Source organism: Stieleria bergensis, from assembly GCA_007745635.1.
Taxonomy (GTDB): Bacteria; Planctomycetota; Planctomycetia; order Pirellulales; family Pirellulaceae; genus Stieleria; species Stieleria bergensis.
Window position 1 is genome coordinate 7,021,812 of sequence record CP036272.1, and the last position, 25,202, is coordinate 7,047,013.

Consider the following 25,202-nt stretch of genomic DNA (forward strand, 5'->3'; position numbering starts at 1 on the left):
ACATGCCAGCGCCAACACCCAATCGACGCGACTTTTTCTCCAACACCCGTGACGGTGTATTCGGAGTCGCGCTGGCAAGTCTGCTTAGCCAAGACTTGCTGGGTGAAGAACCTCGCCAGCAGCAAGCACGGCGGACCTACGATAACCGCCCCAAGAAACCCCACCACGCGCCGGCGGCCACGTCGATCATTCATCTGTTTATGAATGGTGGGCCCAGCCAAATGGATCTGTTTGATCCCAAGCCGCAACTGGATCGCTTCAACGGCAAACCGTTCCCCGGCAGCCCCGAAGAGATCGGCAACTTTGGTTCAGCGGGCGTCGGGGTGGTGATGGGAAGCCAATACAAGTTTCAACAGCATGGGCAGTCGGGGATGTGGATGGCTGACGTGCTGCCCGAAACAGCCTCCATGGCGGACGAGCTTTGTATGATTCGCTCGATGTGGACGGATCATCCAAACCACGACAACGCGCTTTACAAGATCCATAGCGGACGCTTGTTCATGGGCTATCCAACCCTTGGCTCCTGGGTCGCCTATGGCCTGGGCAGCGAAAACTTGGACATGCCAGCCTATGTGGTTCTGACCGATCCGCTGGGCTGGCCTAAAAATGGTGCCAGAAACTGGACCGCTGGCTTTTTGCCGCCGGTTTATCAGGGCACCGTGTTTCGGCCAACCGGCGCACCGGTCCTGAACCTAAAACCACAGTACCAGCAATCCGATGCGATCAATCAAAGCGCCAGAGAACTGTTGCGTCAACTAGACCAACATCATGTCAGCTCGCGCCCGCACCAAGCTGAACTTGGCGCCAGAATTGAATCGTATGAACTTGCTGCCCGAATGCAGTTGACCGCTAGCGATACGTTGGACTTAAACAACGAATCCCAAGCGACACTGGATTTGTATGGCGTTGGGAAAAACCCCACCGACAGCTTTGCTCGGCGCTGCTTACTGGCCAGACGATTGGTTGAACGAGGCGTGCGTTACGTGCAGGTCTTTCTTGAAGAACAGCCTTGGGACAGTCACGTTGACCTAAAAGACAATCACCGCTCCGTTTGTCAGCGCACCGACCGTCCCGTTGCTGCTCTGTTAAAGGACCTAAAACGCATGGGACTGCTGGACAACACTTTGGTGATCTGGGGCGGAGAGTTCGGACGGACGCCTACCGCGCAGAAAACAGGGACTCGGTTCACCGGCCGCGACCACAACATGCAAGCCTTCACCAGCTGGATGGCAGGCGGAGGCACCAAAGGTGGACTGACCTACGGAGAAACCGATCCTTTCGGACACAAAGTTGTCGAAAAGCCCGTCAGCGTGCATGACTTCCACGCCACGATTTTGCATCTGTTGGGATTACACCATCATAACCTGTTCTTCCCACGCAGTGGATTGAACGAGCGATTGACCGGAGTCAACGAACCCCATGTGGTTCAAGAGATCATCGCCTGATCAAACGTGCGACGATTTCTTGCCGCCCATCAAGTGATAGTGCAAATGCGGAACCTCTTGACCACCGGCTTCGCCACAGTTGATGACGACGTTGTAACCGTCATCCAAACCTTCCGCGGCAGCAATCTTGGCTAACGCCACCATGCAGTGCCCGACAATCAACGCATCGTCGTCGGTTAAATCGGCCAGCGATGGAATCTCCTTTTTCGGGATCACCAGCACGTGCACAGGAGCTTGGGGGGCGATGTCTCGAAACGCTAAACACACATCGTCTTCAAACACGATGTCTGCTGGGATTTCGCGATCGATGATCTTCTTAAAAATGGACGACATAGCAACGGTCACCGTAAAACGTTCTCTAGCTGGCTAAAAGATCTTGCGATTGCGATCAGGCGATCGCCTACACGGACAAGCTAGGCAAGCAGACAAGCTAAGCAAGCGGACAAGCTAGGCAAGCGGGCCAGTTGCGCCAACCTACAAGCCAGTGCAATCACCATCCGACTCGGCAGTGAGTCGGTTACTTCGTTGACTTCTTCAACCAGTTTCGAACCAGACTTGCCTCGGGAAGGTTGGTTTGCCGAAACTTGTTCACCGTGCCTGCGGGTTCATCGTATAACAACATGGTGGCGTCTGACAGTTCGGTTGCCACAGGCGAATCCAATAGCAGGGAAGAATCCGAAGCGTTCATGCGACCGACGATTCGCAGTTCACAGTCATGTTGCGACTGCCTGGAAAGCCATCGAGACATGGTTTCCAACCCACCACAAACGAGCAGGCAATAAACATGCGCTGGCGGGCCATCTTTCAGCAGTTCGCGCAGTGCCTGTCCGCCGCTTAGTCCGGCCGGAGCGTCCAGCGAGAACTCGAACGAGTCCTCGTTACGAAGGTCTCGAAAACGATCCAACGGGTCCACCACGACCACGATCGGATCCACGTTCTCGGCTTCGTCACCACGCTCCTTAACGATTTGAACCAATTCACCCATTTGCTGAACCGCGTCACGTGGCTTGACAACCTGAGCTTTGATTCCAGCCTCTTCAAACCAAGACTCCATCGACAACTGATCGCTGCTACGGTTACCGTCAAAATAATACAACTCAGTCGCTGGGTTTTCTTTCATCATGCCAGCAAGCGTGGCTGATAAGACTCCGGCGCGAGCCTGGGGGGGCGCGATCAGAATGGCGTTTCGCCCCGCGTTCCGAGTGAAGGTGACGGACACCGGAGGCCCAATCTCCACCGCTTCGCCCAGCAAACCGCTCAGCGAATCGGCTTCCTCGTTCGGTGCATCCACCACGGCCTGAGCGAGCTCTGCGGACCAGTTGCATGGTCGATTGCCTTGAAACACAACCGGTGGCGGCAGGTCTTTGGCAAACTCTTGATCGCGATCGGCGATGGATTGCAGCATGGCAACGTGATCATCATGATCCAGCCAAGCAACCTGGAACGGTTGATTGCCCTCAATCAAGCCACTGGCATCATTGTAGATCGCTTCGCCGGGACGAGACAACAACCGTGCAGCGGTGTTGTCATCGGACAAGATCAACGCGGCATCGGATTCACCACACTGCAAGGCAACACGCACTGCCATCTGGCCCAGCGTTGCTCGCGGCAATGAAAATGCCCCGGCCAAGGACTGAGTGCTCAGGACAACGTGAACGCCAAACGATCGCCCTTGACGAACCAAGCGGTCCAGCAACATCGCACAGTCAGCAGCCACACGATCATCGCGAATGAACAGTTCTTGGAATTCATCAATCACCAACATGATTCGCGGCAACGAATGACCACTGACCTTTCGATAGTGAGCCAGTTCCTGCGTGGAATACTGGCGGAACAACTCGCCGCGATGCTGTAATTCGGCATCTAAACGCTGCAAGACGCTGCGTCCAAACTCGCGGACGCTTTCGATCCCAATCACGCGTGCATGTGGCAGTTGACCGTCGGCGTAGACCTTGAACTCCACCCCTTTCTTGAAGTCCAACAGGTAGAACTGCAGTTGGTCAGGAGTGTAATCGTGAGCAGCGGAGGAAATCACCGAGTGCAGCAGCGTGCTTTTCCCTGACCCCGTTTTCCCTGCGATCAGCACATGCTGTTTGACGCCTTCGCCTAACTGCATCGCCAACTTTCGCTGTCCACCTTGGCTACCGATCACGACCTGGATGCCGTGATCCGTACTGCCATCACCACCTGGCTGTTGAAGCAGCGAGTGCAGCGGAACCTCCACGCGAGCGGCAGCGTTGGCCGCATCACCAATTTGCTGGACCAGTTGGTCACGTAACGCTAGCGGAACATTGGGCGCTGGATCAAACGGCAGATCTTCCAGCCCATCAACCTGCAGCGTCCAATCACCATCGGCATTGACATTGAACTGCAACAATCGATCATCGACCGGCAAAGGCATCTCTGACACCCAGGGTTCATTGTCCTTGCACAGCAGCACCACAAAAACGCCGCAGCGTTGTCCACTTTCAATCAAGGCCTTCAGATGCTTGTAACCGCCGCGAGTCAGCCCTTCAGGCATGCCCACCGCAGCGATCACTTGGTAGGGCTCCGCCATCGAACCGGCCAGGATGTTGTAGTCTTCGACGCGTTGAAAACGTTCTCTCAAACTAGACTGCAAGACGTCCTCAGCGTGCTGCGCGATTTCTCCCAGTCGCGATTCGATCTGACTTTCGGTTGTCCAGACGCGATGACCAACCAGAGCAGCGTCATGATCGGCCAAGGCCATGAACGAGGTGAAGTGCTGGCCTCGGCCGATGGGGTCAATCAATGTCAAATTCGTTCGACCACCAGCAGCACCGCTCAAGGAACGCCAAAGCATCTGATGCACCATCGCAAGTGCCGCATCCCATTGCTGTGGAGCAGCAGTAACGACCATTCCACTATGCAGGCGACGATGCATTGCAATGGGCAATGAATGCGGCATCTCATCGTCTTGGAACATTCCGGGAACGGTGCTCGACTGCCGCTGGGCATCGGCGACTTGGTCATCATCCCCCTCAGATTCGGAAGACGCATTTAGCAGGGCAGGGGAGACCAGTCGATTGAGATACTTGTCGATCTGTAGCGTTCCAAGCGGCAAATAGTCGAGCTGCTTGGAGCCCTGAGCCCCTTTTTGGACCACATCCTCCCAATCAGGGAAACGCAACTGAGTTTGCTTTCGAGCACGCTCAATCCGCTGAAAGCCATTTTCCACGCCCACTCGCAATCGCTTGGTCACACGAGCAAGTTCGGTACGACGACACGCCTCTGCATCACGTGCTTGATCGCGCAACTCAACATCGGTTGCTGAGAGCGTGGACGTGATCTCATTAGCGACCGCTTCAGCGAGTTTGAGCATGATGCCGTTATTGGCTTGATAACTCTCTTGAAAAGCCTCATCCAAACCATCGCGTTTGATGCTCAGCGATTCATACTCGCGTGACTCCTGATCAGCCAAACTTTTTTCCAACGAAGCAATCTCATGGATCTTGGATTTCTCGGCCTCGGCCAGTTCTTGATCTCGTTCACGAAGCAGGGTCGCCGCGTCACTCTTGGCTTTTTCAGTGGCAATCTTTTGCGTCGCTTCGGTGACTTCTTTGGCGGCGTTGCCTAAACACTCGAACTCGGCATACAGTTTTTTGGTTTGACGGCGCAATGGAATCAGCATGCACACATAGCTGACGAAGCCCAGCACGGCGACAACCACAACACTGATCACCATCACCATCCAAACCGACGGCGGTTGCAGGAGCCAAACGCCAGCGGCAACGGTGGTCGACAGGATCACAAAAATCAGCGGCAGCCAGAAGGAATCGACAATGCCCGCCATCGAGTCCGATCGCAAATGCGATAACAGATCCTGGCAGCGATCCGCGAGCTCTCGCAAGCGTTTCAAGCCATCGTCGATTGTTTTCGGAACGGGCCCCCCAAACTCGGTCTTCGATGTCTCAATCGGTTCGACGACCGGCAACTGGTCCAGACGCCGCAATGAGATCTCACGGGCCTGTTGGATGTCTTCGCCAATCGGAGCCATCGCGGCTTTGATTTTGCCAAACTCTTGCTCGCGCGTCCGCGCTGGTTGATGCTTGACGGACTCATGTTTCTGGTTGGCCGTTGCACAGCGAACGCGATATTGCTGTTCGATCTCGGCAGTGCCATCGGCCAAACGCTTGCGGTACTTCGCAGCCAGGCGGCGAATGTCTTCGCGCACCTGTAGCATTGTCTCTTCATATTCCCAGAAGATCTTTTCCTCGGCCTGATCCCATTGGCCCAGGGTGCCACGGCGCTGCTGGCGACACTGCTCGGTGACTTGTCGTCGATGCTCTTGCTGCGTTTTTTCTTCGAGCTGCTTTTGAACGATGTGGCCGGAGACCATGTCCATCCGCTGCTGCTGGCAACGCTGAAACCGCGCCGCAAGAGACTCCATCAGCCAGCGTTGGCGCTGTGGCGAATGCAACCCAACAGGTGCAACACTGGAGTCTTTCATGATGGTACTCATTAAACATTGCTGTGATGCTGCGCGCTGGCTCCGGACAACCCATGGAACCACACACTGGGAGCTCAAACCCACTCAGGATCAGCAGAAGAGAAGCGAACCGAAAAGGATGAAAAAGAGCAACCCTCGGCGCAGCAGCAATGCGTCATCGTGCTGCCGACGGCCACCGCAGCTAGTATAACTAATAACGAGCAGGGTGATCAGCAATCAAAAGATTTGTCGGCGGCTCGTCTCTTCATCTGACAATTCCCGCTGAGCCTTGGCGATCTCAGTGGCAAAGTGATTGAGATTGGCGGCGAGACGACTAAGGCTGGGAGCGACGCCTGAGAGATGAGCCGTCTCGAACTGACGGCTCCGATCGTCTTGCCAATGCTGCTTGGTGCCTTGCCACTGACGCGCAAAATCCTGGAACTCGCGCGCCAGACGCTGTTGAGCGTCTCGTAGGACGGCGACATTCAGTGGCTCCAACGGCATTGATCTTATTCCAAAATCATGTCATCAACCGTATGACCACCCGGGATCATCGGCAAGACGTGCTCTTGATAAGGCACTTCAACATCCAACACATAAGGACCTTTGTGCTCAATCATTTCACGGATGGCACCTTCTAGGTCACCCTTCTTGCGAACCGTTGATGCACCGCAACCATAACCCTTGGCGATCTGCACAAAGTTAGGGTAGCGATCATCCGCGTACGCAAAACGCTCGGCCTGACTGTTGCCCTTGGCTTCGTTGTGGCTGATTGGCCCCAGGTACGTGTGGGCGCGATTGCGATCCATGAAACGATCTTCCCACTGAACCACCATCCCAAGGTGCTGGTTGTTCAACAGGAATACCTTCACGGGCAACTCTTCGCAGAAACAGGTCGCGAGCTCCTGCACATTCATCTGGAAGCTTCCGTCACCGTCGATGTCGATGACCAACGCACCTGGCAAAGCAGCTTGGATCCCCATCGCTGCTGGCAAACCAAAGCCCATCGTGCCCAAGCCACTGCTGGAGTGCCAAGTCCGTGGACGACGGAACTTGAAGAACTGGGCCGTCCACATCTGGTGCTGGCCAACGCCAACGGTGATTTGTGGATCCATTTCAGCAGTGATGTCGCTAAGCGTCTTAATCGCGTGTTGCTGCAGGATGCCATCAAACCCATTGTCGTAAGTCAATGGATACTTTGTTTTCAATTCCGCACAGTGCTTCCGCCACGGATCGATGCCAGTCTTAGTCACGGTCTTGTTCAGTTCCGATAAGACCTGCTTGACGTCGCCGCGAACCGGGATGTGAGCTTCCTTGTTCTTGTTCAGCTCCGATGCATCAATGTCCACGTGGATGATCTTGGCATCTTTGGCGAAGGCTTCCACCTTGCCTGTGACGCGGTCATCGAAACGGACGCCCAAACCGATCAACAAATCGCAATCGCGAACGGCATAGTTGGCATACGCTGCACCGTGCATGCCCAACCAATCCAACGAGAACTCGTTTTCGGGTGGCACTGCACCGATACCCATCAGCGTTGTCACGGTGGGAATACCGGTGTTACTGATGAACTCGCGAAGCTCTTCGCTGGCGTTGCCAAGAACGATCCCGCCACCAGCGTAAATCACAGGGCGACGGGCCAGCTTGATGGCAGCGGTGATCTGACGAATGGTCTCGGCGGGTACAGCCGGTGGAGCTGCTTCATAGCCGGGCAAGTCCATCGGTGGATCCAAGGGAACTTCGGCAACGTCACTCAGCTGCACGTCTTTTGGCAAGTCAACCAAAACAGGGCCAGGACGACCACTGCTGGCGATGTGGAAAGCTTCTTTCAAGACACGTGGCAGGTCTTCAATCTTTGTCACCAAGTAATGGTGCTTGGTGATGCCACGACAAACTTCCACCATCGGTGTTTCTTGGAACGCGTCGGATCCGATCGCACGAGTCGGAACCTGCGCGGTGATCGCTACCATGGGGACGCTGTCGAGTTTGGCATCGGCAATCGCGGTCACCAAGTTGGTGGCGCCGGGACCACTGGTCGCCATCACGACGCCGACGCGGCCGGTCGCGCGAGAGTAGCCCTGTGCTGCAAACGCACCGCCCTGCTCGTGACGAGGTAAAATCGTTCGAATCGAGTCACCGTATCGAGTCAACGCTTGGTGCATTGGCATACTGCAACCACCAGGATAGGCAAACAAGACATCGACACCGTGATCTACCAAAGATTGGACAACAATGTCGGCTCCGGTCATCATGCGGTGGTCAGTTTTTGCAGCTTCAGCAGTACTCATCGGTGAACAAAACGGGTAAGATGGAGGAAATGGCGCACCTGGCTAATCAGTTTTCGTCACCACTGAGTGACAATCCGTCCCCAGCAAAGCTGGGAATCTGTAGCGACGCATTGATGGCCGGGGAAGTTCGCTCAAGCGAGTCGAACAGGGCAACCTACACGCTGAAAATCGCGTCAAAAAGACGACGGAACCGCATCAACCTAGGGCCGTTTTTGGGGCCTGCCGCAATTAGCGGAACGCCCTCAAACGATGGTCGGAAAAAAACTGCCATTTACGCAGCAGCCAAACTTTCAGAACCTACTGCTAACGTAAGTGGGGGACGGTACTTAGGCAATGCGAAAATCGGCATCCAAACGTGACTACTTGGTTGAATCTGCTGGCAATTGCAATGGGTGGGGCTATCGGTGCGCTCAGCCGGTACGGTATTACCGTAGCAGCCTCGATGGTTCCTGGCGGTTCGTCGCTCTGGGGAACCACGATCGCAAACTTGCTCGGATGCATCCTCTTAGGCGTTGTCTCCGCCCTAAACCCAGGTGAAACGGCGGCTTCAGAGCGTTTAATGCTGGCGATCCGAGTTGGATTTCTAGGCTCACTGACTACTTTTTCCACCTTCACCGCTGAATCTGTCGGGCTGGCCAACGAGGGCCGCTGGGGGGGCAACGCACTGTACTTATTAGCCAATTTAGTGATTGGTTGGATTGTGCTGTTCGTCGCAGCAGAAACGGTGAAAGGCTGGACCCAATGAAAAAATGATCTGGATGATTTCCTTGCAACGGACTGCAAACGCCTCTCATCGCCTGGCCGCGCCGACCGACCGTCGCTGTGATCGACCGGACGGTGCAAAACAGTGCTGTCGGAAACCGAGCAGCCAAGAGCTGATCCACCGAGTGCGAAATTCGCGCCTCAAAAGCTCCCCTGCGCATCACTCCGCTGCACCGGCGGTCGCACAGTTGTTGCTGATCCTCTTGGCCGCCTTACTGACCAGCTGGCAACAACCGGTCTTCTCGCAGGGCAACGATCCCTTCAGCCCAACGCTCTCGCCACTGCAGCGCTCCACGGTCCCAGGGCTGCGGCGAAGCATCCCGATGACGATCACTCGGGGCCTGGCATCGAACACCGCACCGTCATTTCTAACCACGCCGGCTTACTGCGACAGCGAAACGCTCCGACAGTCGGCAACCCTCCGCTCGGTGCGCTGTTTAGACGAGGCGACCTGGATTGCGGTCGGCGATCATGGCACGATCTTGATGTCTTATGATGGCGGCCGGCACTGGGACCTCGCAGACAGCCCGGTTGATTGCCGACTGAACGATGCCATTTGGCTCAATCGCAGAACGATCCTGGTGGTTGGTGGCGGCTATGAATCCCTCACTCAAATGGGACGGGGCGTCACTCTGGGCAGTCGCGACGGTGGCCAAAACTGGTCCCTCGTTGGCAATGCCATGACTCCGCCGCTGGACACCCTGGCGTGGGTTGATTCACCTGATGCTTTCGCTGGTGATCGTCAGCCGGGCGCGTCGGGAACCTTGCTGGCTGCCTGCAGCCCCGCGGAACAAGACCCACTCAGTGGCACGCCCTTGTTTCAGTGCTCGGGAACCGCAGGCCCATTAAGCACACTGGGTCAATGGCAACCCGTCACGGAACAATCGTTGCCCATGCAACACGGCGCCTTGCCCCGTTTTGTGCGCCCTGCGATGACACCGACCAGCATTCAGCGTTGGGTGACGCAATCAAGCCACACTGAAATGTCCGCTGCGGGACGAGCCTCAACGACGTCGCCAAAGCCTATCATCCGAGCTTCTTGCCAAAGCGCCGAAGGAACATTGATTTGCGTGGGCGATCACGGTCAAGTCTGGCGCGCCAGTCACTCAGCTGAACCCCTTCAATGCGTGCGTCAACCAGACACGTCCACCGGGATTGTGGTCATTGCGGCGAACGCTCATTCGATTCCCTGGATGTTGTTGGGTCGCGAAGCCCTTGAAGCTCGCATTCGCGTCACTCTGCTTGTCGGTGTTCCCAAACCCCAAGCGACCAATGCAACAACAACGCTGGGAACAACAGCGCTGGGGAGCGCTGCCTTACCGGACGGGCTGGAACAAGCCGCGATGCAGATGGGCGTGACGAGCGTTCAAACCTTTCTCAATCATTCCGATCAGCACGAGCAATCGCTTTTTCGCTGGCTCGAGCTCATGCAACCGGCGATCCTTGCCGTCGATGGAAACCTCACATCCACCGTCCAACGTCAGATCAATCAGTTAGCCGCCCAACGACGGAGCTGTCAAAAAGTGGTCGTCTTTTCAAGTGGCCAGCGACGCGGTGCATTGCTGCATCAAATGACGATGTTGCCATCAAGCGGATTATTGGCCGGCGACTTTGCCGCTGACTGCCGAATGCTGACCGAACCGCTGACCAAGAGCAGTCCTCACGATCCGCAAGCCAACGGCCTTTCGCTGCAACTTCGCCACAGCGTCAGTGATGCAACCCTCCAAAGTGATTCCCTGGCCAACGGAGTCCGGCTGAGGCGAGGGCAGCGGTTACCGGATCGGCTGCACGCTGCCAGCGGTCGCCGGTTACAGGTGTTACAAGCGAGGCTGAAGCAGCTCCCGCTGTTCACTCATTGGCTTCAGTCCACCGCCAACGCGGATGTCACGGTGGAACAAGAAAAACAGCTGCGACTGATGCTGGACCAAACCGATCGCGACGACCGCTTCCGGATCATTTACCAGCTCGCCAGTGCGTCCTTAGGCCAGCCGAGTCATCTCGCCATCCTAAAAGAGATCGCTCGCCGCTTCCCCGAATCATCCGCTGGACGCGCGTCTCAATTGCATGTGGCGGTTCGTCAGACCAGCGTCGAATGGCAAGCGACTGCCTTTGAGCATGATGTCAAAGCCTCCACTGACAGCAACGCAGCAAACGCCACGCCAAGTTCGAGAATCGCCGCGAACGGCGACACCGGGTTGCCCATTCAGCAAGCCAGTGCTCAAGAGTTTCAAGAACTTACCCCTTCTGCTCAGGGACACACGTTTTCTCTGTCACCCTTTCAGCAGTCCCAGCACGCCATCGGCCGACAAGTTCCCTCAGGTCTGAACGGAGCACCCACAGGAAGAGTGCATCGTGTCGGACAAGGTGTCGTTCAAGCATCCGCCGAGTCCGTAAAACAAGCGAAAACAAGCAACATCGCAAACGCTCCCCTCGTGCAACCGAGACCGGTGAATCAGCCGCAGATGCCTGAACTCAACACGCGAGCCGAACTGGATCTCTACTGGCAAACCCATCCGGTCCGATTATTGGTCCAAGACGCGATTGAACGGTCGCTGAAAAGCAAAGCCCGCAACGCTGTCAACGCAGGCAATTCGCTTGCGAGGTATCGTTCTGGCGAGTATCAACAAATCGCCAAAGCTTCCGGCCCGTGGTCTCAGCTGCTGTCAACGAAACCCGCTGTCGCTGCACAGACTCCCGTGGCTTCCAAACAATGGACGACTGCCGACTACACCCGGACTCCACCTCATTTGGACGGCAAGCTTCATGAATCCATGTGGCAACATTTTGATGCCGTCGCGGCGACCACCAAGGGCGCAACGCCCATTGAATTGGATCTGAGCTGGGACAGTCATTTTGTTTACCTTGCCGCACGCGTCCCCGCGTCACAGTTTCGCAGCGACTCGCAGTCGCCACCAAACGATTCTCCCCAAGGCTTCCTTCGTGATGATCAGCTGGTCGGTTCTGATCGCTTGCAAATCAGCATTGATTGCGATGGTGACTTATTGACGGCCTTTGAACTAGCCATGACACGCAGCGGAAAATCGAATGACTCTTTGGACGGGTCTCCTCACTGGAATCCAACCTGGTACTTTGCCAGCGATGTTAGCAACGGCCTGGTCACCACTGAAATCGCTATCGAACGACAAGCCTTTCCGGCCGCCGCTTTGACTGGACAGCAATGGTTGGTTAACGCCGAAATCATTCCTGCGGGTCGAAAAACGGGACGCGACCTGTTGCCACGACCGACATCACGAATTCGGGCCGATTTTCGAGCGACCACCCGGATCGCCGTCGCCCCCTAGCTCGATTGCTTCTCTGGGCAATCGCGACTTCATCGAACCAGGGCTGGGTTCGATAGGGTGATTTCCGGGACATTGGTGCGTGCAAGCACGGCAACCTACGAACCTAAACACGGTCCGGGGGGAAATGCGGGCTCTGCCCAAAGGCAACCCTGTTCAAAGCAGTGCAGCGAAGGACGCATCCGCCCTCGTTCTCGCCATGTCTGGGATGCCCTAGCCGGCGGGGGACTCTTGGTCAGGGATTGGCTGACGATCGACCGTTCGCCATGCGATCACCGTCACGACCAGGTAGACCAACGAGGCAATCCATTCGACCGTGGTTAACTGATTGTAACGCCGATGACCGGTATCAAATTGATCTGGGTCAATGATGTCATTGTTGGCAACATCGATGACTGCGTCCAACTGAGCGTGAACGAGGAACAGACCTAGTAGCGACAGGGCCAAGATCGCGGTGACGATCAGCAAGACATTTCCAAACCTTGATGCCTGTTGTCGGACTTGCCAGCTGTTGAGGCCCATGAAACCCACTGTGACCACACCCAAGTCTTGCAACAAGACCGTCACCCGCTGAGTGATCAAGCCTCCATCCATTGGATCGCTCAGGACGTCATGTGAAATGCGAACAACAAATCCGGTGTAGAACGTTAGCCCGCCCCAGAACAGGGCAAAGGAAAACAGCAACAGGACGCGACAGACCAAAATCATAACGATCGAACCTCAAGCAATGAACAGCAACGCGGACTACTCAACGGACTTGCTTTTCTGCAACCGTTTTTTACGCTTTGCAAGCTGTGGCAGAAAGAACAGATAGACTCCCGTCCCCCATAAAATCACTAGCACGACCGCTGTCGGCAGAAAGATCCCCAGCTTGACCGTGTCGCTGAAGAAGCTGCCATCGTGGAGGCTCTCGATCAAGTCCGATCGCCGGAACGCGACTTGCAACACATCACCGGTCGCGGTGTCCAATTGGACTTCCCAGCGATTCTTGGCACGAACCTTCAGCATGCCTTTGCTCGGTCGCACATCCAATCGATCGATATCGTCCCAGGACTGGACCTCGGCTTCTGGCACGTTCTGAACAATTTCCAAGACCCTGGTGAAAGAGAGCTTTGGTTCTCGCTGGGCGCCCTTTTGCGTGCCGGGCTGAATCCAAGCCGATTGCTTCTTGAGCTGCAGAACCACGCCGGTCAACAACACACACAACGCTGGGATGGCGATCAAAATGGATCCCCAGCGGTGAACAAGGCGGTTCAAACGAGATGCTTTCATGGGGACATTCTGTCTCAGGCGACCGGTTTGTTGTACTGGTAAAGGAACGTCGAATGAAGTCAGCTGGCAGGAGCCAACGCCAGCCCTGTTCGTTGAAACCGATTTTTTACAGATTGATCGCTCAGGGGACGGCTAAGTTTTGACTTTTCCGTACAATTTTCGTTGTCGATCGGATCCGCCACAGTCAAGCTGATCGTCGATCCTGATCCTACGCCCACGAGATTCCATCATGCTCATTCGTCGCTTGGCCGCCGGCCTGATGATTCCGGTCCTGCTTGCCACTACACTCTACTTCCCCGTCACGCTGTCTGCCCAGACAAGTAGCGAGACGGATTCTAGCCAGCGAGCCAAGCTAATTGCTGGTGCCCTAACGTTTCGCAGTGTTGGGCCAGCCTTCATGTCGGGCCGAATCGGCGATGTCGCGATTGATCCGGTGGAACCCAACACATGGTACGTCGCCGTTGCCTCTGGCGGTCTCTGGAAAACCACCAACGCAGGAACAACGTTTCAGCCAATCTTTGACAACAAACCGTCCTACAGCATGGGCTGCGTCTCCATTGACCCATCGGCTCATAGCACGGTCTGGCTGGGGACGGGCGAAAACAATGGCGGACGGCACATCGGTTTCGGAGACGGAGTCTACGTCAGCCACGATGCTGGCAAGTCCTGGAAGCACAAGGGGCTCAAGCAGTCCGAGCACATCAGCAAAGTCCTTGTCGACCCACGCGACAGCGACGTCATCTTCGCGGCCTCGCAGGGTCCACTCTGGTCACCCGGTGGTCAGCGCGGCTTGTTCAAGTCTACCGACGGCGGCAATACATGGAACCTAGTGCTCGGGCCCGGCCTGTTGAGCAGCGCCGACAAAAAACTGAGCGACGACGAGCGAGCGGCGATCAATGACAAATCCTACACCGGAGTCACTGACGTCATCTTCGATCCCACCAATCCAGACGTCATGTATGCAGCAACGCACCAACGACACCGCAACGTCTGGGCAATCATCAACTGCGGCCCCGAAACGGGGATCTTCAAATCCACTGACGGCGGCGAGTCCTGGGATCGACTTGGCAACGGCCTTCCTGGGGGCGACATGGGCAAGATTTCGCTGCAAGTGTCTCCACAGAAAAACAACTATGTGTATGCCACGATCGAATTACCAGGACGCAAAGGCGGTTTCTGGCGCAGCAACAACTCCGGTGCCAGCTGGACCAAGACCAACGACTTTGTGTCGGGAGGAACCGGACCGCACTATTACCAAGAACTGTGGGCTGACCCGCACCGCTTTGGCGTGCTGTACCAAGCAAACAACTCCTTCATGCGAAGTGAAGACAACGGCAAGACGTGGGATAACATCGAGGGTCGCTACAAGCACGTCGACAACCACGCGGTTGCCTTTCACCCAACCGACAAAGACTTTCTATTGGTCGGCTGTGATGGCGGCGTCTACCGGTCGTATGACTACTGCAAGACTTGGCTGTTTTGCCCCAACTTACCTCTGACCCAGTTTTACAAAGTCGCCGTCGATTACGACTATCCCTTTTACAATATCGCCGGCGGGACTCAGGATAACAATTCACAGTACGGCCCCTCACGCACCAGGAACGTCCAAGGCATTCGCAACAGCGACTGGCAAATCACCATTGGCGGTGATGGTCACGACACGGCGATCGACCCCAAAGATCCCAACATCATCTATGCTGAATCTCAGCAAGGCTACTTGCGACGCTTTGACCGCCGCACCGGCGAAAGCATTCGCATCCAACCCCAGCCAGGTCCCGACGAAGAGTCTTTCCGATTCAACTGGGACTCTCCAATCCTGATCAGTCCGCACGACAACAAGCGGCTGTACTTTGGGTCTCAGTTCTTGCATCGCAGCGACGACCGTGGCGATAGCTGGAAAAAAGTCTCCCCGGATCTTTCGCGGAACCAAAACCGCTATGAATTGCCCACGATGGGACGTGTTCACAGCATTGATGGTGCGTATGACTTGTACGCCATGAGCCAGTACGGCAACATCACCTCAATCGATGAATCGCCCTTGGTCGAAGGCTTGCTGTACGTTGGCACCGACGACAGCCTGATCCATGTCAGTGAAGATGGTGGCAAGACGTGGCGAAAGACGGAACGGATTTTTGATGTGCCAGATTCTTTCTTTGTCAATGACATCAAGGCCGACTTGCATGACGCCGACACGGTGTACGCATGCCTGGACGATCACAAGACCGGTGACTATCGACCGATTGTGGTCAAAAGCACCGACCGCGGCCGCACCTGGTCGTTGATGACTGGCGATCTTCCCGAGAAGCATCTTTGCTGGCGAATCATTCAAGATCACGTCGATCCCCAACTGCTCTTTTTAGCCACTGAGTTTGGCATCTTCACGACGCTTGACGCCGGTGAGCACTGGCACAAGCTAGGTGGTGGACTGCCAACGATCTCGTTCCGAGATTTAGAAATCCAGCGTCGCGAAAACGACTTGGTCGCAGCATCCTTTGGCCGCAGCTTCTATGTCCTGGATGACTACAGCCTGCTGCGCAACGTAACCCAGAAATCTCTCAAAGACGATTTGCACTTGTATCCCGTTCGGCGAACTTTCTGGTACGTGCAGGAAAACAAGCTCGGTGGCCGGAAAGGCTATCAAGGCGACAGCCTGTATAACGCTGACAATCCCGACTACGGCGCCGTGATTCATTACCATGTCAAAACTGGCTGGAAAAGCAAAGCCGCCAAGCGAAAAGAAAAAGAAGCCAAGATCAACAGCGCAGGCGGCGATGTGCCCACCGCCAGCTTCGCCGATCTGCAAGCTGAGCAAGATGAAGTCGCACCGCGACACTACTTGGATCTCTCCGATGCTCGTGGCAACGTCGTCGCACGACTCGACCTTTCCATCGGCAAAGGAATGCACAAAGTGGTTTGGAACATGCGGTACCAAGGCCTGTTCTCTCGCGGTTCAAGCCCGCTGGTTCCACCAGGAACTTATTCAGCACAAGCTTTTCGCAGCGAAGGGGATTCCACGGTCGCGATCGGTAACAAGATTGAGCTTGAACTCGAAAGCATCATCTCTCCGACGATGCCAATTCCAGATCGGAACGACGTGATCAAGCAAGTCAACCAGATGGGACTGGTCGCGAACAAAGTCCAGACACTTAATCGCAAGCTGTCCGAACGACTAAGCGACGTCAATAGCCTGATCAGTCGCATCAAAGCACATCCGCGCGGGACAGCCAAGTTGCTCAATCAGGCACAACGCCTGCGACTGCAGCTGCAGTCTTACGATCGCATACTAAATGGCGACGAGCTGAAAGATGAACGCTGGGCGATGACCAAACCCGGCATCAATCAACGCATCAGCAGCGCGATCTCAAGCGCAGCATCTGGGACCTCCGGGCCGACAAAGACCGCGTTGGAGCAATTCAAGATCGGTAAGCAGCTGTTCAGCAAGCTGGAACCAAAGCTCAAGAAATTGCTTGATCGTGATTTCGAGTCACTGGAAACCGCCATCGACGTCGCGCAAATTCCTCGCGTCGAAATCGAGCTCGATTCCGGCGAAGAAGAGGACTAAACCTCGCGGCCGATCGTTGCGCTGATGTCCCACCACAGGGCATTGCATCCGAGAGGCTTCGAAAACGGGGGCCATTCGCTGGCCCCATTCGCTGGCCCCATTCGCTGGGGCCAAGCGAGATTTTGCGATCGACCGTGAAAACGCTAGCGATTAAGTTTTCGGTTTTGGTAAACCCACAACGTCTAGAAATGCCCCTTTTTGCCGACGTGAAATGGAATGAACCCGATCTCCCATCCCATTGGCCGAATCACGGGCGCGACCTCAATTGAACTTGGCGATGTCCTCCAAAGCCTGTGGAGTGGCTATGGTGTGATTCAGCGGGCGACGCTCGTGGGTGCGGAGCCCAGGCATGTCATTGTCAAGCACATTGATCTGTCGCAAACGCGCGCTAATCGACGAGGCTGGGGCGGAGATGTCTCGCACGAGCGAAAGGTTCGTTCCTATCAAGTTGAATCGAATTTTTACCAGTCGCATGCGAACCAGTGCGACTCATCGTGCCGCGTCCCAATTTTAATCGGGCTCGAAGCGATGCCCAATGAGAGTGGCTGGCTGATCGTGCTGGAGGACCTGGACGACCAAGGTTTCGCACAACGCAAAAGCAAGGTCGATCAAGCTGACATCCTCGCCTGCTTGCGCTGGCTCGCCAACTTTCATGCTACTTTCCTGCAGAGCACTGCAGCGGGACTTTGGCCGATTGGCACTTACTGGCATCTGGCAACACGCCCTGATGAACTTGCAGCAATGCCAGAGGGAACGCTCAAGCGATCAGCAAAGTTAATTGACACCAAACTAAACGCCGCCTGCTTTCAAACGCTGGTGCATGGGGATGCCAAGCTGGCCAACTTTTGTTTCTCTGAACAAGTCGGCGCGGATGTCGCTGCGGTGGATTTCCAATATGTGGGTCGCGGCTGTGGAATGAAGGACGTTGCCTACTTTATCAGTAGTTGTCTGAATGAACAGCAAGCAGCAATGCAACAGGAATCTTTGCTGGGGTATTACTTCCAGCATTTGAGCAAAGCAATTTCAAGCCGCCGGATCAACGTCGATTTTGCCGCGTTGGAACAGGAATGGCGAGCGTTGTATCCCCTGGCCTGGGCGGATTTTTGTCGCTTCCTCTCTGGCTGGTCTCCGGGGCACTGGAAGCTGAATCGCTACAGCGATCAAATCACGCGTTCGGCACTGGATCAGCTAGGCGCGTGTTAACCGCCAGCGAACACTGTTGCAGTGGAAAACCGTTCGCTTCACGCGAGCACAGCACTCATGATCAGCAGATCAATTCCAGCCCGCCATCGTCGGCTCTAAACGATCCCGGCACAGAACCTTGCCAGCGGCTACAATGGTTCGCTCCCACCGATTGCGATTCGCTCCCGCCTCCGCTTGCACCCATTTATTCAACCATGTGTGCCGCTGCCAGCCTCACTGTCCATCACCGCTCGGTTTGCCGGTTTGCCGCGTTGATCTTGGTGATCTTCGCTGGCCATTGGTCGAACGCTCAGCAGACGATGGATTACGAGCATGACTTAAAGCCGATTTTGGCACGAAAGTGTTATTCCTGTCACGGCGCGTTGAAGCAAGAAGCGTCGCTTCGATTGGATACCGCACAACGGATCCAATCAGGTGGCGACAGCGGTCCAGCCATCGAGTCGAATGAAGTGGACGACAACCTGCTCTGGCAAAGGGTGCAAACCGAGGACGAAGATTCCCGTATGCCGCCCGAGGGCGAACCGCTGAGTGATGCCGAACTTGCGATCCTCCGGCAGTGGATCGAGCAAGGCGCGCCAGCGCCGGACAACGAAGCGCCACAAGCTGATCCCCGTCAGCACTGGGCATTCCAGCCTGTGTCCGAGGTTCAGCCACCGAGCGGCCAAGGGCACCCAATCGATCGCTTCATTCGGAAAAAACTCAAACAGGCTCAGCTGCAGCCCGCCAACCGAGCGGACACTCGAACGCTGGTTCGGCGTCTGTTCTTTGATCTGCACGGGCTTCCCCCGACGGCTCCTGAGCTTCGGCATTGGACGTCAGTCATCGAACAATCCTCCGCGATCGACAGCTTGATCGATCATCTGCTAGCGAGCCCACGCTATGGGGAACGTTTCGCCCAGTCGTGGCTTGACTTGGTTCGCTATGCCGACACACATGGCTTTGAAGTCAACACGCCAAGACCACATGCGTGGCCCTATCGCGACTATGTGATTCGGTCCTTTAACGACGACACGCCCTATGATCAGTTCATCCGCCAACAGCTCGCCGGCGATCAACTCAATCAGGACGCAGCCACGGGTTTTCTTGTCGCGGCGGCAGTGCTGTTACCTGGCCAGATCGGTAAAGATGACGCGTCCAAGCGATTGGCCAGGCAAGATTCGTTGGATGAAATGGTCGTGGGAACCAGCGCAACGTTTCTAGGCCTGACCGTTGGTTGTGCCCGCTGTCATGATCACAAGTTTGATCCCATTAGCCAACGCGATTACTACGCCATGCAGGCTTTCTTTGCCGGCGTCGATTACGGAGATCGTGCGATCAAGGATGCCGACTTCCAGGCAAAGCGAGCTCAAGCCGACGAACTGGGACAACGAATCAATGATCTCGAGGCACAACTGCTCGCGCTGAAGCCCAAGCCACTGACCGGCAGATCACTCGTCATCGACGACGAAGACCTGGATCGAGTGACGATCCTCAAAGAGAAAAATGGTCACGGTATCAACCCCGCTGGCACAAAACGTGGTTACAAAGCTGATCCCGGCAACAGCGATCGAATGCCGAATCTCAGCAACGGGCGATACACCTGGTGGGACAACCACCCCGGAGAAGACGTCTTCACTTGGAATCCCAAAACCGCTGGACGTTTTCGAATCTGGATTTCCTGGGGCGCCCACGGTAGTGGCGTGCACACGCGCGACGCCCATTATGTCCTGGATCGCGATGGAGACCTGGCCACGAAAGACGATCAACACAAAATTGCCCAGGCTGATCAGTTCTACTATGCAGGGCAACAAGACGGCGACTCAGAGAAGACGCCTCGGTGGAGCGGATTGCAAGATGCCGGCGTGCATGAACTGACCGAGAAGTCCAAACTGATCCTACGCGGTGGCGAAACCGGTTCTGGCATTACGGCCGACGTGATGGTTCTGCAAGAGGAGGATCCGACAGCACCGTCCACCCCATCGTTGCCTCGATTGATGGTTCCTGTGCAGTTTGACGTCAATCGCGAAACCTTTGCCGCTATCGACGCCAAATTCGTACGCTTTACGTCACAACAGACGACCAATCATGATCGTTACGAACCCTGCATCGACGAATTGGAAGTCTTCTCCAGCGACTCCGAAACCAAGAACGTCGCCTTGGCCTCCGGCGGCGCGATCGCCACATCCTCTGGGAACTACTCCAACACCGGTCGGCACCAATTAAAGCACATCAACGACGGGCGATACGGGAACGATCACAGTTGGATCTCGCACCAAAAGGGACAAGGCTGGGTACAGATTGAGTTGCCTGAAATCACATCGATCAATCAAATTGTTTGGGGACGCGATCGCAACGGCAAGTATCAAGATCGTCTCCCGGTGCGGTACACGATTGAGGTCTCTCGCGATGGCAAGCAATGGCACCCCGTTGCAAGCTCGCAGCAACGCCTTGCCTTTGGCACACCGCATCAACGATCCACAACGCTGGCTCGCAACGCTTCGCCAACCCGCCGCGCCAGCTTACTAGAAACAATCAAAACCATGGACCAACTGCAGGGCCAAGTGGCGACGCTGCGGAAACCGAAACTTGTGTATGCTGGCAAATTTCGCCAGCCCGATGAAACTCATCTGCTCAATCGTGGCGATCCCGAACAACCGCTTGATCTCTTGTCTCCAGTGGTTCCAAGCATTCTGGGTGACACCGCCTTCGCATCAGAAACCACCGACGCCCAGCGCCGTCTGGGGCTTGCCGATTGGATCGCATCACCTGATCATCCACTCACCGCGCGAGTGATGGCCAATCGCATTTGGCAGTTCCACTTTGGACGCGGGCTCGTGGAAACGCCCAGTGACTTCGGCATGAATGGGGCCCAGCCGACTCATCCAGAACTTCTGGATTGGCTGGCCAATCAATTGATAACAAGCGGTTGGTCGATCAAAGCCATGCATCGCTTGCTGCTAACCTCGCAAACCTATCAGCAATCGTCCCACATCGACCCCGACAACCAGGCAATTGACGCCGATTGCAAACTGCTTTGGCGTTTCCCATCGCGGCGTCTGGAAGCCGAAGCCATTCGCGACAGCATGCTTGCGACCAGCGGCGAATTGAATTTGCAGATGGGCGGTCCGGGGTTTGACTTTTTCAAATCCCGCGGGGGACTCTCTGGCTTTCCACCTGTGGAGTCGTTTGGAGCCAACGAACTGAGGCGGATGATTTATGCCCATAAAATCCGCATGGAGTCGGTACCCATTTTTGGAGCCTTTGATTGTCCTGATGCCGGCCAACCGATGCCGAAACGGTCTAGCTCGACCACGGCAATCCAGGCATTGAATCTCTTCAACAGTTCGTTCGTCTTTGAGCGCGCCCGGGCAGTTGCTCAGCGAGTCAAAGCCAAACAAGCTGACCCATCTCAGCACGTGATCGAAACCTTTCGCCTGATGCTTGGCCGCGACCCAAGCAAGATGGAACGCGGTGCGGCGCAGCGACTCGTGGATCAATCCAATCTGTCAAACTTGGCTCGCGTGCTGTTGAACAGCAACGAGTTTCTGTTTCTTCCCTAGGCCTTCCGTGGCAACCGTCAATGATGAACAGCAACGACCGCACCGCAAGAATGGCAAATCATCTGCCAAGCAAATCGCTGCTTGATCGACGCAACTTCCTTGGCCAAACGATTTCGGGATTGTCTTCGTTGGCGTTAACCTCATTGCTGGACCAAGACGAGTCGCTGGCTGAAAGTCCTACGTTTGATCCTCGTCGGCCGCATGCTGCTCGGCCAGGTCACTTTGAAGCCGCTGCCAAGAACGTGCTGGTGATCTTCTGTGCCGGGGCATGCAGCCAGCTGGAGACCTACGACTACAAGCCTGAGTTGATCAAGCATGACGGCAAGCCCTTTACCGATGGGCCGGCGGTGACGTTCCAAGGTCCATCGGGTAACCTCGCTCGGCCGCAGTATCCGTTTCGTCCCAGAGGCCAGACCGGCAAGATGGTCTCGGACATGATTCCACATCTTGGCGAGATCGTGGATGACATCTCATTCATTCACACGCTGACCAATAAGTCGAACACGCATGGTCCGGCTGAAAACTTTCTTTCCACAGGATTTATCCTCGATGGGTTCCCCAGCATGGGAGCCTGGGCGTCATACGCGCTGGGAACCGAGCGGGAGAATCTGCCAGCCTTTGTCGCGATCCCAGACCCAAGAGGCGTGCCTCAGGCGAGCGTCAACAATTGGGGGCCTGGATTCTTGCCTGCTGTTTTTCAGGGCACGCCGTTTAGTAGCACACAGCCGATTGGCAACTTGAAGCCCCCGAGCGGGATCTCGTCGGATCAAGATCACTCCGCCCGAGAGCTCTTGCAGTTGCTTAACGAACAACACTTGGCCAGCCATCCCAACGATAGCGAACTGGCCGCTCGCATCGCCAGCTATGAATTGGCAGCACGCATGCAATTGTCGGTCCCTGAAATCAGTGATCTGTCAACGGAAACCGAACAGACACTCAAGATGTACGGCGCGGATTCATCGAACAAAAACAAAGCCGCCTTTGCAAGAAACTGCATCCTGGCACGGCGCTTGATTGAATCAGGCGTGCGGTTCGTTCAGCTATTCAACGGGGCCTACGCCAGTGGTGGAGCTCTAAACTGGGACGGACACCAGAAACTCAAAGAACAGTATGATGTGCACGCCCAGATCATGGACCAGCCTGCAGCAGCCTTGTTCAAAGATCTCAAACAGCGTGGGTTGCTAGAGGACACGCTGGTGGTTTGGTGCACCGAATTTGGCCGGATGCCAATGTTCCAGAAAGGAGCCAAGGGAAGAGACCATAACCCACACGGATTCACCGCTTGGCTGGGTGGGGCAGGGGTCAAGCCAGGTGTCAGTTATGGCAAAACCGATGAATTGGGCTTCAAAGCGGTTGAGGATGTCTCCAGCGTGCATGATCTACACGCCACCATGCTGCACCTGATGGGGCTCGATCACACTCGTCTGACGTTTCGGCATAACGGACTGCAGCGCCGACTGACCGATGTACACGGTCACGTGATCAAACCCATTCTGGCCGGATAGCTCAGTCAACGGCGAGGACAACTGCGTGATTGGGCGACAAGCAAAGCGTGTCACCCTTAACGGAGTGACCACGCGAATCCATGATCACACGGCCTTCAAACGGCATCTGAAGATCCTCGGTCATTGAAGGGTCACAGAGACGCACCCGTACACTGATGCTGGATGCCTCGCGATGGTAATCCAGCCGGTACAGACCCACCTCGGGATCACACGCAACGGTCAGATTTGCATCACAGAACAGACCACTTTCCTGGGACTGCTTACGAACCGCAATCAGTTGCCGATACCAGGCCAACGTTTCTGAGTTGCCCGCGGTGACCGGCCCGATCTTGGCTTGATGAAACGCAGCCGGATCGGTCGGCAAGACGCCTTGGTCCCAGCTGTGATGCGGGTACTCGCGTTTGCGTCCATCGATCACACATTGCCGCAAGAAGGGATCAGAGAAATCAACGAAGAAACAAAACGGATTCGGTGATGCGAATTCCTCGCCCATGAACAGCATTGGAATGGCTGGCCCCAGCAGCATCAAAGCCGCCGCGGCGCGTTGCACATCGTCGTCAGCCCATTGGTGCATGCGAACACCCAATGGATGGTTGCCGATAAAGTCATGATTCTGAATGCTGTAAATCAGACCGTCCGAAGGAACGCGCGGTTGGTTTTCTGCTGGCTGATCGCTTTGGCGCTCAGGCTCGCTACGCAGCGTCCCTTGGTAGACATAGCCCCTCGACAAGGTTTGCACCAAATCACTGGCTCCGTGATAAGGGCGATGACAATGTTGTTGTTCCGGACGCAGGGTTGTAAAAACACTGTGCAGAAAATCGTCGGCCCACATGGCGTCAAAACCCACACCGCCTTCGCTGCGGGGAACCAGCATCTCGGGGTCATAGACGTTTGATTCCGCGATCATCAACACTGGGCGTTTGGTTTCGTGCTTCCAAGCATGAATGGCGTCTGACATCTTGAGCGCCACATGGGTTGGGCTCTCGTCAATCATGCAGTGAATCGCATCGACTCGCAATCCATCGAGGTGATACTCTTCCAACCAGTGCACGGCGTTGGCGATAAAGAACCGACCGACCTGGCGTCCGAGTTCTGGATCATCAAAGTTCGGTGCATCGCCCCAAACGGTTTGATGCTTAGATGACAGATACGGGCCGAACTCGTTCAAGTAATTGCCTTCCGGTCCCAAATGGTTGTAAACCACGTCAAGGATCACCGCCAAGCCGGCTTGATGAGCGGCGTCGACCAAGCGTCGGAAATCGGCGGGCGTTCCATAGGCTGCCATGGGAGCGAACAAGTCGACCCCATCGTAGCCCCAGTTCCAACGCCCAGCGGAAGCCGCCACGGGCATCAACTCAATCGCTGTCACGCCCAGCTCGACAAGCTCCGGCAATCGCTTGATCGCCGCCAGGAATGTGCCCTGTTCGGTGAACGCACCGAGATGCAATTCGTAGATGATTAAGTCCTCGCGAGACACGCCTTGCCAGCTCTGATCCGTCCACTGAAAAGCCGGGTCAACGACTTCGCTGGGGCCATGGACGCCAAGCGGTTGAGAGCGTGAAGCCGGATCAGGCCGCGGCGCTCGATCATCGACTGAATACTGGTAGTGCGTTCCGGCGGGAGCGTCGATTACAAAGGCTTGAAAGTACCCATCGGCGGTGGCTTGCATCGCCAGACGCGTTGCAGTCTGGACCTCGGGATCAAACGTCGTCGCCGCGCCATAGATGAGTGAAACCGTTTGCGCCCCGGGCGCATAAACGACGAACCGCGTCTGGCCGTCTGACAGTAAGTGGGCGCCTAGGATGCGATGGAGTTGATGGTCTGGATAAAGACTCGGTTCTGTGCTCATGATGGACTCAGTCGGGGTGCAGCAACGCGTA

14 protein-coding genes are annotated in these 25,202 nt (G+C 55.8%); 7 read left to right on the forward strand and 7 right to left on the reverse strand.

The genetic code is table 11. From position 1 onward, the window contains the following. The first annotated feature begins 2 nt into the window (after positions 1-2). Positions 3-1,445, forward strand: a complete 1,443-nt coding sequence (locus tag SV7mr_RS24690; protein ID WP_145277713.1) for a DUF1501 domain-containing protein — start codon at positions 3-5, stop codon at positions 1,443-1,445. On the opposite strand, the gene SV7mr_RS24695 is transcribed toward SV7mr_RS24690, so the two are convergent. The 4 genes from SV7mr_RS24695 to ilvB form a co-directional block, all read right to left on the reverse strand. After that, complete coding sequence (locus tag SV7mr_RS24695; RefSeq protein WP_145277715.1) at positions 1,446-1,778, reverse strand: histidine triad nucleotide-binding protein; 333 nt, start codon at positions 1,776-1,778, stop codon at positions 1,446-1,448. Between the two features lie 184 nt (positions 1,779-1,962). Next, a complete protein-coding gene (locus tag SV7mr_RS24700) occupies positions 1,963-5,913 on the reverse strand; it encodes an FtsK/SpoIIIE domain-containing protein (protein WP_419187895.1) in 3,951 nt (1,316 codons plus the stop codon). A gap of 216 nt (positions 5,914-6,129) precedes the next feature. Then, positions 6,130-6,396, reverse strand: coding sequence for a hypothetical protein (locus tag SV7mr_RS24705; RefSeq protein ID WP_145277720.1), 267 nt, complete (start codon positions 6,394-6,396; stop codon positions 6,130-6,132). A gap of 5 nt (positions 6,397-6,401) precedes the next feature. Beyond that, positions 6,402-8,180: a biosynthetic-type acetolactate synthase large subunit gene (gene ilvB, locus SV7mr_RS24710; RefSeq protein ID WP_419187896.1), complete on the reverse strand. Its 1,779-nt coding sequence runs from the start codon at positions 8,178-8,180 to the stop codon at positions 6,402-6,404. 367 nt (positions 8,181-8,547) lie between these two features. Here ilvB and SV7mr_RS24715 point away from each other — a divergent pair, with 367 nt between their 5' ends. Beyond that, complete coding sequence (locus tag SV7mr_RS24715) at positions 8,548-8,925, forward strand: fluoride efflux transporter FluC (protein ID WP_145277722.1); 378 nt, start codon at positions 8,548-8,550, stop codon at positions 8,923-8,925. Positions 8,926-9,067: 142 nt separating this feature from the next. After that, the gene (locus SV7mr_RS24720) at positions 9,068-12,244 is read left to right on the forward strand and encodes a hypothetical protein (protein ID WP_145277724.1); all 3,177 of its coding nucleotides are present in this window, start codon (positions 9,068-9,070) and stop codon (positions 12,242-12,244) included. 210 nt (positions 12,245-12,454) lie between these two features. Here the strand turns inward: SV7mr_RS24720 and SV7mr_RS24725 are convergent, their stop codons facing one another. Next, positions 12,455-12,949, reverse strand: coding sequence for a hypothetical protein (locus SV7mr_RS24725; RefSeq protein ID WP_145277726.1), 495 nt, complete (start codon positions 12,947-12,949; stop codon positions 12,455-12,457). A gap of 36 nt (positions 12,950-12,985) precedes the next feature. Next, positions 12,986-13,513 (reverse strand): PepSY domain-containing protein, encoded by a 528-nt coding sequence (locus SV7mr_RS24730; RefSeq protein WP_145277728.1) that lies wholly within the window; start codon positions 13,511-13,513, stop codon positions 12,986-12,988. A 229-nt stretch (positions 13,514-13,742) separates the two neighbouring features. Here SV7mr_RS24730 and SV7mr_RS24735 point away from each other — a divergent pair, with 229 nt between their 5' ends. The 4 genes from SV7mr_RS24735 (at position 13,743) to SV7mr_RS24750 (ending at position 23,322) form a co-directional block, all read left to right on the forward strand. Beyond that, a complete protein-coding gene (locus SV7mr_RS24735; RefSeq protein ID WP_145277730.1) occupies positions 13,743-17,075 on the forward strand; it encodes a WD40/YVTN/BNR-like repeat-containing protein in 3,333 nt (1,110 codons plus the stop codon). A 216-nt stretch (positions 17,076-17,291) separates the two neighbouring features. Then, positions 17,292-18,278 (forward strand): oxidoreductase family protein, encoded by a 987-nt coding sequence (locus tag SV7mr_RS24740; RefSeq protein ID WP_145277732.1) that lies wholly within the window; start codon positions 17,292-17,294, stop codon positions 18,276-18,278. 194 nt (positions 18,279-18,472) lie between these two features. Beyond that, the gene (locus SV7mr_RS24745) at positions 18,473-21,817 is read left to right on the forward strand and encodes a DUF1553 domain-containing protein (RefSeq protein ID WP_145277734.1); all 3,345 of its coding nucleotides are present in this window, start codon (positions 18,473-18,475) and stop codon (positions 21,815-21,817) included. A 50-nt stretch (positions 21,818-21,867) separates the two neighbouring features. After that, positions 21,868-23,322, forward strand: a complete 1,455-nt coding sequence (locus SV7mr_RS24750; protein ID WP_145278952.1) for a DUF1501 domain-containing protein — start codon at positions 21,868-21,870, stop codon at positions 23,320-23,322. A gap of 1 nt (position 23,323) precedes the next feature. On the opposite strand, the gene treZ is transcribed toward SV7mr_RS24750, so the two are convergent. Continuing rightward, a complete protein-coding gene (gene treZ, locus SV7mr_RS24755; RefSeq protein ID WP_419187897.1) occupies positions 23,324-25,171 on the reverse strand; it encodes a malto-oligosyltrehalose trehalohydrolase in 1,848 nt (615 codons plus the stop codon). Positions 25,172-25,202 lie beyond the last annotated feature (31 nt).